11 protein-coding genes are annotated in these 18870 nt (G+C 34.4%); all 11 read right to left on the reverse strand.

All coding sequences use genetic code 11. The annotated features are described in order from the left end of the window. Positions 1-14 precede the first annotated feature (14 nt). On the reverse strand, positions 15-1937 hold the full coding sequence (locus tag G634_RS0110025; RefSeq protein WP_026505183.1) for a GGDEF domain-containing protein: 1923 nt from the start codon (positions 1935-1937) through the stop codon (positions 15-17). Positions 1938-2013: 76 nt separating this feature from the next. Then, entirely contained in the window at positions 2014-3306 is a 1293-nt protein-coding gene (locus G634_RS18750) for an ABC transporter substrate-binding protein (RefSeq protein WP_051233818.1), read from the reverse strand. Between the two features lie 17 nt (positions 3307-3323). After that, on the reverse strand, positions 3324-4814 hold the full coding sequence (locus G634_RS0110035; RefSeq protein WP_026505184.1) for a sensor domain-containing diguanylate cyclase: 1491 nt from the start codon (positions 4812-4814) through the stop codon (positions 3324-3326). A gap of 12 nt (positions 4815-4826) precedes the next feature. Continuing rightward, positions 4827-6635 (reverse strand): bifunctional homocysteine S-methyltransferase/methylenetetrahydrofolate reductase, encoded by a 1809-nt coding sequence (locus G634_RS0110040; protein WP_026505185.1) that lies wholly within the window; start codon positions 6633-6635, stop codon positions 4827-4829. Positions 6636-6659: 24 nt separating this feature from the next. After that, positions 6660-8900, reverse strand: a complete 2241-nt coding sequence (locus G634_RS0110045; RefSeq protein WP_196805336.1) for an ABC transporter substrate-binding protein — start codon at positions 8898-8900, stop codon at positions 6660-6662. A gap of 4 nt (positions 8901-8904) precedes the next feature. Beyond that, the gene (locus G634_RS0110050; protein WP_196805338.1) at positions 8905-10938 is read right to left on the reverse strand and encodes an ABC transporter permease; all 2034 of its coding nucleotides are present in this window, start codon (positions 10936-10938) and stop codon (positions 8905-8907) included. Positions 10939-10968: 30 nt separating this feature from the next. Continuing rightward, a complete protein-coding gene (locus tag G634_RS0110055) occupies positions 10969-12942 on the reverse strand; it encodes an HlyD family efflux transporter periplasmic adaptor subunit (RefSeq protein ID WP_155830556.1) in 1974 nt (657 codons plus the stop codon). Between the two features lie 28 nt (positions 12943-12970). Further along, a complete protein-coding gene (locus tag G634_RS0110060; protein WP_242826802.1) occupies positions 12971-14044 on the reverse strand; it encodes a carbohydrate ABC transporter permease in 1074 nt (357 codons plus the stop codon). Further along, positions 14041-15021, reverse strand: a complete 981-nt coding sequence (locus G634_RS0110065; protein ID WP_081676579.1) for a carbohydrate ABC transporter permease — start codon at positions 15019-15021, stop codon at positions 14041-14043. The genes G634_RS0110060 and G634_RS0110065 overlap by 4 nt, the downstream gene beginning before the upstream one ends. 283 nt (positions 15022-15304) lie before the next feature. Continuing rightward, positions 15305-17617 (reverse strand): beta-galactosidase, encoded by a 2313-nt coding sequence (locus G634_RS0110070; protein WP_026505191.1) that lies wholly within the window; start codon positions 17615-17617, stop codon positions 15305-15307. A 19-nt stretch (positions 17618-17636) separates the two neighbouring features. Next, complete coding sequence (locus tag G634_RS0110075) at positions 17637-18635, reverse strand: LacI family DNA-binding transcriptional regulator (RefSeq protein WP_026505192.1); 999 nt, start codon at positions 18633-18635, stop codon at positions 17637-17639. Between the last annotated feature and the right edge of the window lie 235 nt (positions 18636-18870).

Here is an 18870-nt window from a genome sequence, read left to right on the forward strand (position 1 = left end):
AGTCTCCTCCTTTTTTATTCACGCTTTTGCTTGTTCATAAATTCTAGGAACTCATTACAAGAAATTGCCTTTGAATACAGATATCCCTGAAAAAAATCACATCCCATTGCACTTAATTCCCTTGCTTGTTCATCAGTTTCAACGCCTTCTGCAACAATTTCAAAGTGAAGATCTCGCAGCATCTCAATTGTGTGCCTAAGTGCTATAAGTGCTCTTCTTGAAGCAAAAGCCTTCCATATCAATGACTTATCAAGTTTAACAATTTTGAATGAATAATTCAATAAGTAATTAATATTTGCAAGTCCAGAACCATAATCATCAAGTGAAAATAGAATTCCATCATGTATCATTGAATTCATAAAATCTCTCAACTGATTACTAGATGCCACTGTGGCAGTTTCGGTTATTTCCAGATTTATCATCTCCGGAGTAACTCTATATTGTTTCATTGTTGAAAAAAGCTGCTCTTTCAAATTCTTCTGAATACACTGAACTGCTGAAAGATTGATTTCAATGTAATCTATTCCAAGACTTCTGAAATTATAATGTGTTATATCATGACAGACTCTATCAAAAACCATGGCTCCGATTTCTGTTATTATACCTGTTTCTTCTGCTCTGGGTATAAATTCATCCGGACTTATAAATCCGTATTCATCATCATATAGTCTTAAAAGAGCTTCCGCTGAATGATACTCATTGGTTTCAACTTGGAGTATTGGCTGATAGTATATTTTAAACTGTCCGTTAATCAACGCATTACGCATTATTCTATCCAATTCTGTTACTCTTCTTACTTGTTTCAAAATAAGACTGTCAGCGTATACTGTATCCATTATGGACTTTTTTTCAATTTGGTGAAGACAATAACCTATTGCATCCTCGAGTTCATAAGCTGTTTTTCCATGGTCAGGAAATCTAACTACAATAGACTGAGGATGAAGTACAATCTGCATTTCTCCAATTTCATAATCTTTTCCAAGTTCTGTTTTAACTTTAGAAAGGATATTTTCAAATTTATCCTGATCTTCTTCAGGGATAAAAATATTAAACTGGGTTCCTGAGTTGTAATACAAATGCTCTTTAGATACTATCAAATGGAGTCTTTGTGCGACTATCTCTAAAATTTTATTTCCAGCCGCAACTCCCGCCATTTCATTAACTTTTCTAAATCCATCCAGTCGAAGTGTTATGATTGTAAATGGGTGTTTTTCTTTAACATAATTGTTTAGCACTTCTTCAAAGGCCTGATGAGTGAAACATCTAGTTAAAGGATCCATGAAGTTATCTGCATCCTGTATAGAAAGATATATAACAAGAATAGCTAAAGAAACCGTAAAAGAAGTTATAAGTATATACGGATTGAATAACTGAAAAACAACTGAAGATATATTTCCTATAGTAATGAAAAAAACACACTGCATTTGTGTTTTGGTCAGTGACTTCTTGTGGCTAATACTCTCAAATAGGCAGGAAAACAAAATTATAATAGAAATAACGTAAACAAGTATTCTTAGCTTTCCACTGCAATAGTTATAGTTTTCATCAAAATAAAATACCAGGTGTGTAAGAGGATTAGTCACAATAAGTACAATATCTATTACCGCACTTACAAGCAGTATTTTAAAATTTATTGAGGAAATCTTCCTGACTTTATAAATAATACACATAATATACAGGTTGTACCACAGCAAAATGGTATTCATAGACAGGTAGAAGATTGTATTTATCACATAATTGAGCCATAGCGGAACAGATGCTGCGTTTGGTATTGAATATGCAGAAATATTGTCAAAAATAACTGCAATAATACAATCAACTATAAATACCAAAAAAGCCTCATTTGCCTTGGATGGATAGTTTTTTCGTGTTAAAAACAGTACAAGTACAAGACAATCTATGCAAATGGCACATAAATTAAATGATATATTATACAAGTTTATTCCTCCAAATCAGATCTTAAAGGTTTAAAAATGCATAAAACAAAAATAACAATTCCAATAAGGTCTGAAACTAATTTTCTAAAATTTTTATAAAGCGGTCGTTCATCATTTTTGCTGAATTATCTAAATTTTCTTTTTCAAAAAAGTATCTATCAGATACATCCTTAAAAGCATCCAGTATCTCTGCTTTTTCCATAGACGGTATCATATTGGAAGTCTTGTCAACAATTTTAAAAATCATAAATCCTGCCTGAGCCACTGCACCTTCGAGCATATTCTCTTTTGCTAAAACTTCTCTTGCATGTTTATTTATAGGAATACCTTTTTCAGTACCCTGAAGTTTTATCATTTCTGAATTGTTTATCAAAAAATTCAAAAGATTTGCAGCTGCATTTTCATCCTCAATATTTTTACGTATTGCATACATCGTAGCTGGTTTCACATACCAGCCATATAACTGAGAATTATTCATGACGGGAGGATACTCTACAACTGATTTCATTCCTTTTTCTTCAAGTTTATCGTTATATCTTCCTGCATCGCTTGCCCAGTACATAACACCTGCGCATTTTCCAGATGAAAAGCTATCCACTCCAAAACCATCATAATAGGGAATTACTTTCTCATCAAGAAGCTTTTTTCCAAATTCAAGCATGGACTTCATTGCTTTCTCATCACCAATATACTCTCCCTTTTCGTTAAATATTTTTTTACCACTTTCCTGTTCATAGTGCGCCATAAGCACCATAAAAAGATGCTTTTTACCAATTCCCATAGGATAAATGCCATCACGTTTCATTACTTTTGCTGCAGCAAACAAATCATCCCAGGTTTTAGGTATATCCATCTGATATCTCTTGAATATATCCACATTATAGCCACACATAATGCTATTATACGCAATCGGAATAGCATTTAGCTTTCCGTTCATCATGCCATACGAAAGATCCAGTTCTCTATACCCTGATAAATCAATACTATTTCGCAGTTTATTAATATCATAATAGCCTTTTCCATCAAAAGAGTATTCGTTAAGCCAATTATAATTAATCTGCATTACATCCGGTTCGGTACCCGACAGCATATAGATTCTATTACGTCTTTCATATCCGTCCCACACTCCGAAGCTATAGCTAACCTTAATATCTGGATTATCCTTTTCAAATAGATCCAACGCCTGCAAAGTATAATGATGTCTTTCGTCATTGCCCCACCATCCAAAACTGACTTTTTCCTGTTTGGATGTTATGTTCTCAATCTCTATATCGGCTTGCCACACATTTAGCGTAGACATTGCAACAAAGAAAACAATCATCATGGCTATCACTATAGCGAATTTGTCATGACTTTTCTTTTTCTTCATAAAAACCCCACTTCAGCCTAAACTTCCGGAAATAGCAATGTATCTTTTCCTTTTCCTGTATTTTTAGACTCATATAATAATTTATCGGCTTTTTGATAAATAAAGCTATACCTACTATCTTGTTTTTGAGCCTTAACTGCTCCGCAGCTATACGACAAACCACAAATATCCTGTTCCATGGAAAACGAACTGTTAAAAATAGTCCTGAATTCCTCGAGATAAGGCATTATTTCATCTTTTGCCTCACTCTCTTCAACTATATCCAGAACACAGAAAACACCAAATTCATCTCCTCCAAGTCTGCCTATGTAAAAATCTTTTCCATCATAAACATTTTTCAAAATTGAAGCAAACTTTCTAATTGCCTGATCTCCAACCAAATGCCCTAGTTTATCATTTACCTGCTTAAAATTATCAAGATCAATCATAAGGAATACTGCTTTTTTTCTTTTATCTTCATCCTGAAGGCAATTTTCAACTGCCTCCTGAAAGGATGTTTTATTGAGTAGTCCCGTCATTTGATCAGAAACTGCCTGTCTTGCAAGAGAATCCACAAAACTTTCTGCTGACTTATTAACCCTTCTATATGCAAGAAGACCTATCACTATAAACATTGCCACCAGTATTATTATCATCATAATAACACTGCTTTGAAGTTTTACATTATCTTTTATTACAACATACGATGGTATCGAACAAATTACTTTCCAGTTATTCTGACAGGTGTTACTAGTTACCAGAAGCTTTTTATTCATAATACTTATATTGCTTCGATCATCTAATATTTCGCTGATATTGGATGGAATAATTTCGCCAATTTCTGTAGAATCACTTGAAAAAACTATTTTCTTTTTCTCATCTGTAAGCCTAACTGTCATCCCCTCGAGCTGTTCCGGAAACTTGAACACATTTTGCAGTTCTCTTGTATAAAATGATACTACTATTAGTGCATGCTCATTAAATCTTTTTACATAATAAGCTCTGTCTTCATTCCCTGATACTCCAAAAACCCACGCACTTCCATTAGAGTTGTTCTTTGATTTATAGCTACTGCTTTTAAGAATCTTCTCAAAATTTATGTATAAATCTTCATCAAGAAACATTTGCTGAGTTACCTGAGATATCCAGCCTACAAACTGATTGTTAGAATAAATGATTCCAAAATCAGAATAGTTATTTAATAATCCCAAATTTCGTATTTTATCTTCAATCAGCTTTTTTTTCTGAATATTTTCATACTCATCAAGTTCATCAACTACAGGGTCATAGGAATAATAGTTCTCATCAGAATACAATAAAGATGCTGCTCTTTCGATACTTTCCAAATAATTATCAATATTTAATTCAATCTGCCTAGTATTTGCAGCTATAAGATTAGATGCATTTTTTCGTAGTGTTAAACTTGACCTGCTTATGAGTATAAATGACAAAAATGCAGATGTACCAAGTACTGTACCAACGAAAAGAGCAACCATCTTCAGCTGTATAATTCGAAACTTATTCTCCATTACTCTCCATAATCAGCCAATAATATCTTCTAATAGATAAACTCTATTAAACGGTATTGAAAAATAATAACCATCAACAAAGTCTTTTGTTTCATCCATTACTTTCTTTACAGACGATATTCCGACCAATTCTCCCTCTCTTCTCGTCATATCATCTGAGAAACTATTAACAAGACTATCCGGAACATTTATACCTGACATTTCATTTTGAATAAAACGCGCATTCTTATAACTTACAAGTGGCATTAATCCACAAAAAAGCTTTGCATCTTTTGAAATTTTCTCCATTTGTTGTTTGCAAGCATACAGTCTGTCTATATCTTCTTTTGAAAAAACAGGCTGCGTCATAAAAAACGATGCGCCTGCATCAATTTTCTTTTCCATTCTAGAAAGTTCAATCTCAAGATTTGGTCTGTTATAGGACAAAGCCGCTCCGTACACTATAGGATCTTTATAGAATTCATCTTCATTCATCTGCTGGAGTACTTTCATAAGCCCAACAGAGTCAAAATTGAAAACGCTCTTAATATCCTGACGCATAAGTGTAGGAACAGGATCTCCTGTTATTATAAGTGCATTTCTTATTCCATTAATATACGCTCCAAGTATCGTTGATCGAAGACTTATAACGTTTCGATCCCTGCAACAAATATGCGGAATTGCAGGAATTTTTGTCTCATAATAAACTTTGTTTGCCATGAGAATAGAGTCTGCTCTCGTACGACCTGATGGAGAATCTGGTAATGTAACTCCATCAATACCAAATTTTATAAGAGCATTAGCGCTGTCCATTATTTTTTGATCATCTGCACCAAAAGGAGGCGCAAGCTCTACTGTAATAAGCTTACCTCTCCTTTTTTCGTTACCTATATGAGTATTCTTTTTTGCTACTTTCCAGAAGGAAGAGTCTTTAATTCTTTCTTTGGAACTAGACTCATTAAGAGTTTGTTTAAACATTCTGGAAGCTTTAGATATTTTTCTTTCAGATATTTCTCTGATATATCTTGGATCTGTTCCACAGCATCCGCCTACTATATCAGCTCCCATTTCTATTATTTCTTTCACCTGTTCTGCAAAATAGCCAGGATTTCCATTAAATACCATTCCTCTGCTACCAACAGGGAAAGAAGCATTTGGAAGAGCTGATATAAATTTATCTTTACTAAAACTCAGCTCGTTTAGAATCTTCTTCATAGAAGAAGGTCCAATTCCGCAGTTAAGTCCAGCTGCATCAACACTCTTACAGAAAGATAGTTTTTCAACTGCCTTCCTAACATGAATACCAGCTGTTGTATATCCATGCTGATTACTACACATCTGAATACAAATAAATGCATTTTCATCTGTTTGTTTGATATAATCTGCAACCGGAATAATCTCATCTACATCAGCAAAAGTTTCAAACATAAAATGGGTTATTCCGCATTTTATCATTACATCGGCTATAAAAGTATAATCCGTATATAAATCAATTTCTTTATCACTGACTACTCTCGGGATTGGACCGATATCACCGAATACATATGCATCCCCGTCACTAATACTTTTAGCCGCTTCTATAGCAATTTCACATCCTCTTCTAATAACAAGAATAAGCTCTTCTTTATTAGAAAAATTAGCTTTATTACACGCAAAAGTATTGGTACGAAGCATCTTAGCCCCACTATTAAGATACTCCGTATGAATCTGCATCACTCTTTCTGGATAATAAATATTGGCTTTTTCAGGCAGTTCATTGGTGTCATATTTTTGTGCATAATATGTACCAAATGCTCCATCTGCAATCAGTACTTTATTCTGTAGATATTCTCTAATCTGCATACTCTTTAATTACAACCCTCTTAATTAACTGTTTTCGTTAACGTAAATACTAACCCTGCTTTGTATTATAGTGCACACACTTTCAACTGATTTTTGTCCGTTGAAATAAGCTGCTGCCTCTTCTTTTATAATATTGGATATATCTTCATTATAATTGATTTTGGCAGATAATGAAGATATAAATTTCCGAATTTTATTAGCTTCTTTTTCTGTCAACGGATCTATCTTAACATCCTGTCCTCCGATAGACATCATCTGTGTCTCTTCGACTTTTTTGCCATTTTCATCAGTATAATATGTTCTAGTTGATGCTTTCTTTATCATCTTTTCCAAAGAATCTCTTCGTGTTGGAAGACCATAATCAAGATTATCCTGATATTCTTTTGAAAAGAAGGATGAGATAAATTTCCACGCTCCATTTTTGTGTTTTGAAGCAGAGCTTATAGATAACTGGATTGAAGGATATACTACACTTCCGTTTCCCTTCCCTCCAGGAAAACCTTTCAGAGTGATATCTTCTCCAAACGTTCCATGTGCCATATCCAAATAACTACTAATTGAATCAAGGTATAAAAGATTTACGAGTGCCTTTCCCTTTCTCCAATCTGCCGAATAATCACTATTATAAGCAGAATCTGGAATTGATTCCGGATAGTTGTTAACAAATTCAAGCAATTTGCCAAACTCTCCTGTGTCAAAATAGCATTTTCTATTCGGCCAGTCGATAAAAGCTTCACTATCCATGTAAATAAGCGTTGTAATCATTTCTTCTCTAGTTATTGTCGAACCAAAAGCTTTTGACAACTTAACGTTTTTGGATTTACAGTATTTCATAAGGTCATCCATACTCCAACCTTCCGCATTTCCTACTTCGGAAGTTTTGGCAGCCACAGATAGCACCCTATAGCTTGGTACTATTGAATATAGTTTTCCGTTTGTTTTAAAAGTATCAAAGATATTTTTGTAATAATCTTTAATATCAAAATTGTTGTCCTTTTTTATTAAATCATCAAGCGGCTCTATTACACCTTTTGCTATGTAGCTATCCATATTTCCATCAGCCTGCATTGTCAGAATATCTGGTACATTTCCCGAAATAATATCGGTATTAAGTCTTGTATCACCTGCGGAATAATCATCCATGGTATTATATTTCGAATAATCAATTACTTTTATTCGAAATTTTTTATTCTTTTTATTAAATCGTATTATCTGTTTTTGCAAATTGTAATCTAGATATGAGCACGCAAGTGTAATGACATTTTGATTCACCAAATCTTCTTTTGGAACCTTGACCATAAGAGATATCTTGGACATTCCTGTATCCATGTCAGTATTAAGAAGTATCATTTCTGTTGATGAAATTTCACAGGCACCCACTACGCTTGACTGATCTATGTCTGAATCAATATAAGATAAAATCATCTTAACTTCCGGATCACCAAGATTACATCCATAGATTCCCTCATTTGCTGTTAATATCATATCTCTGCAAGGAGAGTCAAATATATCGTTAAAGTTATAAACAGCTCCGGCTATCTTTATTTCATCACCCAGAGTGCCTTTATCAAAATTAACCTCACGAAGTTCATATCCTTTGTCTGTATATTTGGAAGAAACTATCTTTCCTCCAAATTTATATAGTCTGTCAACTGATTCTTTTATTGTCTTAATCTTTTTCCCGTTTTTTTCTGAATATAGGAATAATGAATCCCCCTGCACAAGAACTCCTTTTCCATCAACATAAAGGCAGTTTCCATAATAGGTTCCATTACTATCATCAGAACTAACCGGAACACTCCATATCTTTTTTCCAGTATTATCAATTTTTGTAAGATAATAATTTTCATAATTTTCTTCATCGGTATACTTAGAAACATTATACAAAAGGTAAATATTACCTTCTGTATCAATAGATGATGAAGCCATATATACATTTTCATCTTTCTTAGTATCCTTCGAAAAATCAACTTCAAAAGAAAACTCGCCTGTCTTATCAGTCTTAAATCCTCCTATATACTGCTTTACAGACTGTCCCTGATCATTGTAACCATCACCAAGAAAATACACATAACCACTGCCATAACATAGTTTATTATACTTACTTGCATCAAGTTCCTTTTTAAGTTTTAAATCTTCTTCCCTATAAACATCATCCAGAACATGATGGTCGGCTACTTCACTACTTTTGCCACATCCAGAAATAAGTGATACTGTCATAAAGGTTACCAGACTAAAACTAACTATTTTCCTTAATACTGACATTACATCACTTCCCTTCTGAAATCTTTTTATCTTTGTGTGAATAAATCTTTGCAGCTTTTTTTTCATATAAATAGTCGGAAATTGCCGCAATCACCATGGAAACTGTCCACTTCTTATATCTGTATGTATCAACTACAAGCCATCCAAGGATAAGTGAGAAAATAACAATTGATACTACCTTACACAAAAAAAGTATCATAATTATATCTTCATAGCCTCTTGCAATATTCTCCCAATATGGATAACAATAATTTGTAAGCTGCATAGACCTTGTAGGAAATGCTTTTATCAGTTTTAACAATGACTTTGCATTAAAACGTTCTCCATTATCAATTATAGTCATCTGATTATCATCTAGTCCTATTTGTTCTTTAACAAGGTTGTATGCAAAGTTAGTAACAGCATTTGGCATTACTATTTCATAAGTGCTGATACCAGGAACATTTGAAACATCTGTACTTGGAATATCTGTACTGTCTGCATCTCCAAGCTGTATTGAAATAAGTTTCGTACTATCACTATTTGAACTATCTGTAGAAGTATCATCTGAGCCTGTTGAAAAACTACTATTACCACCATCGCTCATACTTCCATCTGATGAATCGCTATTTGTATTGTTAGCATTTGACGAATCTGAATTGTCACCACTGTTATCTAGACTATTATCGGACTCATTAGACGAAGACGACGAATCTCCTCCTTTATAAGGATTAGATGTCGATGGGTTATCAGCGCTATCAGTAGATGTTGAACCACCTTGAGAATCTTGTGTGCTACTATTATCCAAGTCATTCGTTAATGTTGATGCGCTGTCAACTTCAGACTCAGCTAGAAGTATTTCTTTTTGTGCATCAAGAGGTGATGGCTTATTAGAATGTGCTGTTTCTGTAGAAGAACCCGACACTGTGTTTATTGCACTTGTGTTTATTGAATTCGAAGAACTTCCATTTGTATTGCCTGATGAAGGACTGCCTCCATTTTGGTTATTATCAGAATTATCCCTACCAGCACTTGTATTAATAGTCCCATATAGTGCAAGACTTTGGTAAGATAAGAAAACCATGGAATTCTTAAGTCCTGCTGCATCATATATCTTATTATGTTTTTTGGCTACTACTCCGCAAATAATATGAGGCACTTCACCAATATTTATAACCTGTCCTACGACATCATTAGAACCATACAAGGACCATGCAAGATCTTCATCTACTACAATCTGATCCTTCATAAGTGCATCTTTGGTAAAGTATGCACCTGATATAAGTTTCATAGGATGAAAAAAGAAAAAATCTCCTCCTACTCCAACTGCCTGAACTGTCAAAGATTTATCGCCTTTATTTATTGTAATTTCGCCAGGTGCGCTATAACAGTCTATATAGTTTCGTTCATCAGTATCTTGCTCTTTGGAAGTCTTTTCCTTTTTATTTGTTTTATCTTCATTACTTGCACCAGAGTCAGAAACATCACTATTATCTAATCCAGCATTTTCTTCGTCCAAATCGTTTTCTTTTTTTCTATTCTCCCCCAAAGTATTATTAAGGCCTTCTTCCGAAAAAGCTGCAGATTCATTTCCGCCTTCTCCTGCATTCATTCCAGAATTTGAGCCTGGAAAATCGCTTGGTCCATTTGAAGGTTCCTTTCCTTCGCCATGAGTATTTGGTGTAGCATTTTCATCTTCAGATTCACTATTATCTCCAGATGAAGAGTCCCCTTCTGTTGATGAATCTTCATCTGAATCATTTGCAAGCGCGTTTTCAACAATTTTCTGATCTATTTTGTACTCAAATTCACGAATATTGTCTGGAGTGATAGCTGCGCTATCTGTAAAATAGACACTAAGTTGTCCATATTTTTGGTCAGTTCCCCATCTTTTTCCTGCGTTTTGGTCTTCAAGGGACGTAACCATACTTTTAGAAACAACGCTTGTAGTGAACACAATTACAAGAAGCACTATTTCTAAAATTAATCTTTTTCGAAGTGGCTTAATAGCTCTTTGGAATCGGAGCCATGCTTTTTCTATATTATTTTTTTTAATCATAACTTTATGTCCGTATTCCATTCTTTAGTATTAGAGGTTTGTATCTGCAAGTCTTACCTGATCACCGGCTTTAACAGGAGCTGTCGCTGTTGTAATAACATAACTGTAATTTTCAACAGAACCATTTATAGCGCTCTTAGTATCATCCTGAGCAATAATCTGAACATCTACTCTGCTGGCAATATAACGATTGCCAAGTGGTGAAGACTTGCTGATTACTACAAGGATGAATTTTCCATTATTATCATCTCTTATTGCACTGTTAGGTACAACAAGATCATAGCTAACTGCATTTTCACCGATAGCAAGGCTTACAGACTGTCCACTTGTAACTTCAGAACTATTAATCTCAAAGTTAAGTACCTTATGTCCTGTAGGATCATTTGTATCGTTTGTTATAGATGTAAGCTTTGCACTAAAGTCAGAATATGCCCAGGCATTCTGTGGCTGTGCCTCTTCACCAACCTTTACTTTTTTGGCCTGTTCAGAAGTAACTGAAAAACTGCAAGTAAGGGCTTTACCTTTAGGCTGAATTGTTGCAATAGTCTGATTGGCGGATGTAATCTCACCAGCCTGAGCTGCAAGGTTTGAAATTGTTCCTGCAATAGGCGCTGTAACATTTCCGCCCTGAGCATTCTTGGCAATCTTCGAAACCTTGTTCTGAGCGTTCTGATAAGATTTTCTAAGCTGTACAAGTTCAAGTTCTGCTTTTATTTTTGCATAAACTTTTTCTTTATCTGTTTTAGCATCCTCTAAAGCCTTTTCAGTCTGCTTTTTGTGCTGTTTCTCTGATTCAATTCTTCCGTCATAGTAGGAAGAATTTCTTCCTTCAAGTGCTGAGAAATCAGTTATCTTCTCAAGTTCGTTTTCATAGACTTTTAGCTTGCTTTCTGCCTGATATAACTCACCAATTACCTTATCCAGTTCATTCTCATATTCGAAAAGAAGTTTTTTAGTCTCTTCATCCAAATCATCTGTGGAGAAATTTTTATTAGTAGTAACCACTGAATTCGAGTCTGACGAACTTGATGTACTTGAATCTGAAGATATTGATGAACTTCCCCCAGTTATTTCAGCTATCTTAGCTAGAAGATTACTTTTTTTAGTCTTTAAATCATCTACAATCTTAGTCTGCTTCTTTATAAGTTGAGGAATACGATTATTTTTCTGGTACTCAATATCAGCATTTGACATTGTTGTATTTCCTGTTGTGGCACTATCATGATCTTCATCAGTTGTTATGTATAAAGTTGCAAGTGTTTTCTCAAAATCAAGAAGTTCCTGATTAACTTTTACATCCTCATCTTCTTTCAATGCTGCCTGATAGGTCTTATTAGCTTTCTGATACTCTTTTAGCAATGAATCAATTGAAATATTGCCGCCTTTTCTAATTTTAGCGAGATCTTCAGCTGGAATATCTGAATTAAAGAATGCAAGTTCATAAGCATCTTTTGCCTTATCAACATCTCCTTTAGCGGAATCAAGGTCTGTAGACTCGGTATCTTCAAGTGTATAGATAGTATCACCTTTCTTAACTTCTGCTCCAACTTTCACATTAACAGATTTAATAGTTCTTGCCTGATTGATTACCACATTATAAGGCTGTCCACTTGTTGCAGTTCCTGTTCCTCTTATCTGAGGAGAGATATCATCACTTTTAACATACGCTGTGGCAACTTCCGGTAGTGTTACATTCATTATAGTATTGGAAAAAAATGTAAGAAGAAGCATTATCGCAAGAAATGCTATCGCAAAGTTTTTGATTCTATCTTTTCTCTTCTGCGCACGATACTCATCTCTTGTCATTCCCTTAGGAATTCTTGCATTTTCAAGTTCGCGCTTTTTAGCTGCTTTTTGAGCTTCCTGCTCAAGTGCTATCTCGAGTTCATCTTTTTGTTCTAAGCTATCAACACTTTCGTTTTCCTTTTCGATAAAATCTTCTCCTGCACTGTTTTTTTTGCTGCTTTCTAACTCATTTTCTAAATCATCATTAATCTTTTTCATATTCTCTACTCTTTTCTCGATATAATTATTAACCCTTTGTTCCACCCTGATATGTGATTCCTTCTACAAGATATTCTTCCCCATACATGAATACCAAAAGTGGTGGAACCATATATATTACGGCAATGGCAAATGCCAAAGAAATTTCTCCGCTATTAATCTTGGACAAGAATACTGATAATGGATGCAGTTCCTCGTTTGTAAGCAGGATAAGCGGCTGCTCAACCATGTTCCAATAATCAATAAATATCAAAATAGCAACTGATACAAGACCGCCTTTACAAAGCGGCATACAGATTTTTGAAAAAATCTGCCACTCGCCTGCTCCGTCGATTCTAGCCGCTTCAAAAAGTGATTCAGGAATTCTTCTTATAAATTTAGTAAAAAGATACACTGCAAATGGCGAGAAAAAACCAGGAAGCCATATTGCAAATCTCGTATCATATATATGCAAAAATTGTGATACCAAAAAGTTTGGTACAAGTGTTACCTGGTAAGGCATCATCATTATAATAATATATAGGAAGAATATTATTTTTTTTATCACTCCTGTATATCTGGCAAAACCATATGATGCAAGTGAAGCTATCAACAGCTGAAAAATCACAATAGGAATTACATAAATCATAGAATTCCAAAATTTATACAAATAAGCAGGACTCTTAAGCAATGCTGTAAAATACTGATGAAATGTGACAATATCTGGTATAAACTTCAAATTGACCATCTTGGAAATATACACTTTTCCGCCTGATGATGTGGTGGAAAAAATAGCTCCATAGTTAGAACTTATTTCCGAAGGAGACATAAATGAGTTAGTAAATGTAAGCACAATCGGTGTTAAAAACAAAAACGCAAACATTCCGCAGATAAGCATTCCGATTATTTTTCCTGCAATATCTATTCTTTCTTTTCGTTTATGTGATTTCACATAGCTCCTATACATTTTTATCTCTTTTCGTATCTGAGCCTTTGTATAAGTTTTCTTTTCTTCTTTGACTACTTCTTCATGTGCTCCGGGAATATCTCGCCAGGCATTTTCAGGAGCACGCTTTACGATGCATTCTTTATAAGCTTTTCCGGCTACTTTCTGGCGGATCATCCGTTCTCCACATCCTTTCCGACTCGTCCTTCTATATAGAACAAAACTGCTACTACGACTATTACTACTCCCGCCATAAGAATGGCTGCTGCCGACAAATCCTGATAATCAAGTTTGTTAAACTTATTATTCATATAATGCTGCAGCATATATAATGATTCATACGGATATCCACCTGTCATTAAATAAATCTCTCTGAAAGTCTTAAAAGAGTTAATTAAAGACATTAAAGATACAAACATGATAGTAGATGCCAGATAATGAATCTTTATACTCCAAAAAATCTGCCATCTGTTTGCCTTTTCAAGCCTTGCTGCTTCCAATAGTTCAACTGGGACACTAGATAGCGCTGCCATGAACAAAATCATGTTATATCCAAGGTTTTTCCACAAAAACAGAATAACTATTACAATTGGAGCATACTTTGACTTTAACCAGTCTATCTTTGTAAATCCCAAAGCTACATTCAACACTCTGTTGGTAAGTCCGTTATAATGAAACAAAACCTGCCATATCAGTACGACTGAAGCAATAGGTACCATCATTGGAGATAGAAACATACTACGAAACGCACTTTTCCCTGGTATGCTGCTTTCTAGCACCATCGCCAGCATAAGCGATAATACTACCGCAAGTGGAACTGCAATGGCAGAAAACCTAAGAGTATTGAAAGCCGCCATTCTAAATGCTGCATTTCTTAATACCCAATAATAATTTGCTGTTCCAACGAACAGATGTTGTATTGGATTACTGATAAAAGAATAATAGATTACCACCGCAAAAGGTGCTCCAAAAAATAGTAAAACTCCAATCAAACTGGGCAGAAGAAAAATCCAGCTTATGATTCTTTGTTTAATCTTTTTCTGAGTATTAACGTGATGATTGTTTACAATGTGTGTCTGGTGCTCCTCTTCTATTTTTCTCCTCGAATTTTCAAATAGAATTTTATCCAGACTTTTTAGATTTTTTCTTTTCATGTCCTCTTTGTATAAAACCAACGCTTTCTAAATTATTTTAAATAATAAGACTTAAAAGTTTTCTTAACGCAGTTCCCCTAATTTCAGACAGAACACTAGTATTATCTCAAATAATTCGATTTTTGTACAGATATGAATGAATACTCTCACACTCTTTTCGATTATTTACGTAATAGGTATTACATTACTTACATTACTCAAAACTGTAATACAAATCCTATTGTTAAGAAAAACTTCCATATCAAATGATATGGAAGTTTTCTTAAATGCGGCTTTAATATTTTTATAAGAGTTTTATTCGATATTGGCAGATAACTTCTAATGAATCAATTCTGCACGCTTTTCCATTTTCCATTTCAGGCCAGCTTTGCAAATACTTTGGCGCATTCTCGTAAAGTGGTGTTATTGCAAATTCTGCACTGAAAGTATCAGGACGTCTTGTAGTATTATGCAACTTACAATCCCTGTCAAGGAATCTTTTAAGACCTATTTCCCATTTCTGTCCTGTATAGAAACTATCAGCTCTAAAATCATTTTCTCCAAACATTCCGCCATGGTTTCCTGAATATCCTATTCGAAGAAAAACATCTTCCATGTTTTCTTCTATTCCTTCTATATGAAGATTATAGCAGTTTCTTTCCTTATCCTTAACCAAAACTGCTTCCTTTGAATTATCTGCTGCAGACATTATCTTTGCCTTTGGCATTATATTATAACTTATGCTGCTATAAAGAGAATAGTCAAAAGCATATTCTGTAAAATCAGCCATATTAATAAAGCCTACCTTACGTAAGTTTTCGCCTAATTCTATTTCTTTTGCAACCTTGTGAAAGCTCTCTGGAATACAATTTAAATCCGGATAAATGTAAAACGTTCCCACTTCAGGCTCTTCAAAACCTTCATCATCATTTACATTTACGAGCATATCATAACCATTTTCTGATAATACAATATCATTTTCTGAAAAAACAAGGTAATCTTTGCCGGATATAGTAATTTTCTGTGAATAAAGTGCTTCATTTCTACTAATCACAGCTATTATATTACCATCAAGGTCTCCTTTTATGTCAAATGAAGGCTCTTTTGCAGCACAGGCTTTATAAAATACATAAGTCTTTTTGCCTTGCTTTGGAGAATTATTTAAAATACAAAATGGTGTTGCAAAAGCAGTCTTTAGAAGTGCCTTTTCACCTATTTTCATATTAAATGGAAGAAAGAAATAATCGCCATTTTCTATATTTATTTTTCCAGGAAAATTTACAAGCACTTTTTCATTCTCATCATATGCTTTTAATTCAACGCCTTTGTGTGATGCCATTTCATATCTTCTTTGATAATTGTTTACAAAAAGATAACCAGATGGAATTTCCTCGTTGTTTATCTCTTCTTTATGATAACGAACAGAAGTTCTTAAAGTCTCTAAATCCTCTGGATTTTCTGAATTTTCTTTCTGCATTACAAGATTCATATCACATAAATCGCTTCCAAAATCATGCACGAATGAAGATAAAAGCCTTATTTCTCTATAAGTGTCTGTAAGTTGACCATATTCTTTTATGGGTGCATTAAAATCATATGACAGGACAGGAAGGTCATTTGGATAACCTGTCTCTTTTGACTCCATCAGCGTAGTGTACTTTCCATATGGGTTAGTTCCTCCATGATACATATAGTATCCAAGGAGATTGCACCCAGATCCAAGCTTTGCAAGTGACATTGCTCCTATGTCTTCTGAACTTGCAACAGGACGTCTATGCTCAGTTACCTGGAGTCCGCCGCCAAGTTCTGCGGTAAGATACGGGAACTTGTTCATATCAAAAGTAATGCCATAACCAAGACCATGATCAGATGCGATATTGTGATCGTTCCTCTCAGGAGTAAATACGTAATTGCCGCTTGGCTCAATCTCTGTAAGTCTCTGATCCCAAGGTGCTTCACAATATCCTCCCATAACTGGCAAAAGACCACCTGTTACTGCTCCTCCCCATCCTGTAGCTGTCCATAATGGTGCATCAAAGCCGATTTCTCTTGCCATATTGTAAAGAGTCTTCATATGCTCTTCGCCTTCTTCTCCTGTTTGTCCACCAACATGTCCATATTCATTTTCTATCTGAATTCCGATAATAGGACCACCGTCTTTAATGAAAAGGCCTTTAACCTGCTCAAAGATTTTTTCATAGAATGTTTTCACATAGTGCAAATACTCCTCATCATTTGTTCTGGTTCTAAAACCATTTGTCTTTTCTTTATCCAAAAGCCAATCAGGAAAACCGCCATTTCTTGCTTCACCATGTGCCCATGGTCCTATTCTTAGAAAGCAATATAATCCTGTTCTTTGCACATCTTCAAGGAAAGCTCTTAAATTCTTATCACCTGTAAAATCAAATTCACCTTCTGTTTCTTCGTGATGAATCCAAATGGTATACAAAGAAACTATATCAACTCCACCACTTTTTATTTTGAAAAGTTCTTCTTTCCAGTATTTATGTGGATACCTGGAAAAATGCATTTCTCCCATTACAGGAAAACAACGTCTGCCATCTACAATAATGCTTTTGTTATCAAATGTTACCTGACTTTCTTTGGTTAATTTCATCTCTTACTCCTATTTTCAATTAAAATCTGGTACTTTCTTTAAGCTTAATATCATATGTTTTAAGCATTTTATTAGATACTGCTATTCCATTAATCTTCTGAAGCAATACTTTTGCAGCTACACTTCCAAGATTTCTGTCATTAAAATCAAGGGATGTTACTTCAGGCTTTGCTCCTGCAAGAATTGAAGAATTGTAAAACGATGCCAGCCTTAAATCCTCTGGAATTCTAATATGATCATTTTTGCATATCTCAATAACTCTTCCCGCGTAGGTATCATCCATACAAATAAGACCATCTACCGAGCTTGTCACTATATAGGATAGTATTTCTGATATTCTTTTATCTGTGTTAACATCTAAAAAGATTATAGAAGTATCAAGTGTAACCCTGTTTTCATGAAAGGCTTTGACAAAGCCGCCATATCTTGTCTTTGTAATCATATGATTGCTAGAACCGCCAAGAAGAGCTATTCTATGCATTCCCTGATTAATAAGCTTACTCGTAAGTTCTCTACAGGCTTCGAAATGATCATTATCAATTTGAGTTAATTCATTATCATCTGATGATCCTATTACTACAAAAGGAATTCCTGTCCTTTTAAGATAATTTGCAGGACCATCATCTATAAGTGAACGTGTGAGTACAACTCCATCCACCTTCTTGTTATCTATTACTCTTTTTAAATTATCAATATTGTTACCTACAATAAGAGTTATCAAAACGTCATAGCCTTCATTTGACATTACCTGTGTTATACCTGTAAGGCAGTTTTGAAAAAAAGGTAATTCTATTAGTTCATAATCTCCTGACCATGTAACTGCTATATTATATGTTTTTTTCTGCGCAAGAGATTTAGCAATACCATTAGGCTGATAGTGGTATTGTTCAATATACTGTTGTACTTTTTTCCTTGTTGAAGGACTTATTCGTCCTTTTCCAGAAATTGCTCGTGAAACCGTGGTTTTTGAAACTCCAAGTGCATCTGCCACGTCACCTATTGTAAGTCTGTTGCTCATAATACTTCCTCATAAAAAAACTTATACTTTATTGTTTTATGTAATCCGTTTTGCTGTTTGTATATTTCGTCGCAGACACGCTTTCGCTTGATTATAAACGTAATGGTACATAAGGTTCTAAAATACAGAACCTAAGTAAATGCGGCATAATTTAAACACTTTTAAATTATGTCGTCTGCCGTAGGCAGATTTAAAGGCATTATTTATGCCTTTAAACCCCAGACCAACGTTTATA

The organism is Butyrivibrio sp. NC3005 (genome assembly GCF_000424545.1).
Lineage (GTDB): Bacteria > Bacillota > Clostridia > Lachnospirales > Lachnospiraceae > Butyrivibrio.

What these genes read in the sequence shown, in the direction of transcription:
- G634_RS18750 (WP_051233818.1), bottom strand. Translation starts at nt 3,306, where the DNA reads ATGAAGAAAAAGAAAAGTCATGACAAATTCGCTATAGTGATAGCCATG.
- G634_RS0110035 (WP_026505184.1), bottom strand. Translation starts at nt 4,814, where the DNA reads ATGGAGAATAAGTTTCGAATTATACAGCTGAAGATGGTTGCTCTTTTC.
- G634_RS0110040 (WP_026505185.1), bottom strand. Translation starts at nt 6,635, where the DNA reads ATGCAGATTAGAGAATATCTACAGAATAAAGTACTGATTGCAGATGGA.
- G634_RS0110045 (WP_196805336.1), bottom strand. Translation starts at nt 8,900, where the DNA reads ATGTCAGTATTAAGGAAAATAGTTAGTTTTAGTCTGGTAACCTTTATG.
- G634_RS0110050 (WP_196805338.1), bottom strand. Translation starts at nt 10,938, where the DNA reads ATGATTAAAAAAAATAATATAGAAAAAGCATGGCTCCGATTCCAAAGA.
- G634_RS0110055 (WP_155830556.1), bottom strand. Translation starts at nt 12,942, where the DNA reads ATGAAAAAGATTAATGATGATTTAGAAAATGAGTTAGAAAGCAGCAAA.
- G634_RS0110060 (WP_242826802.1), bottom strand. Translation starts at nt 14,044, where the DNA reads ATGATCCGCCAGAAAGTAGCCGGAAAAGCTTATAAAGAATGCATCGTA.
- G634_RS0110065 (WP_081676579.1), bottom strand. Translation starts at nt 15,021, where the DNA reads ATGAAAAGAAAAAATCTAAAAAGTCTGGATAAAATTCTATTTGAAAAT.
- G634_RS0110070 (WP_026505191.1), bottom strand. Translation starts at nt 17,617, where the DNA reads ATGAAATTAACCAAAGAAAGTCAGGTAACATTTGATAACAAAAGCATT.
- G634_RS0110075 (WP_026505192.1), bottom strand. Translation starts at nt 18,635, where the DNA reads ATGAGCAACAGACTTACAATAGGTGACGTGGCAGATGCACTTGGAGTT.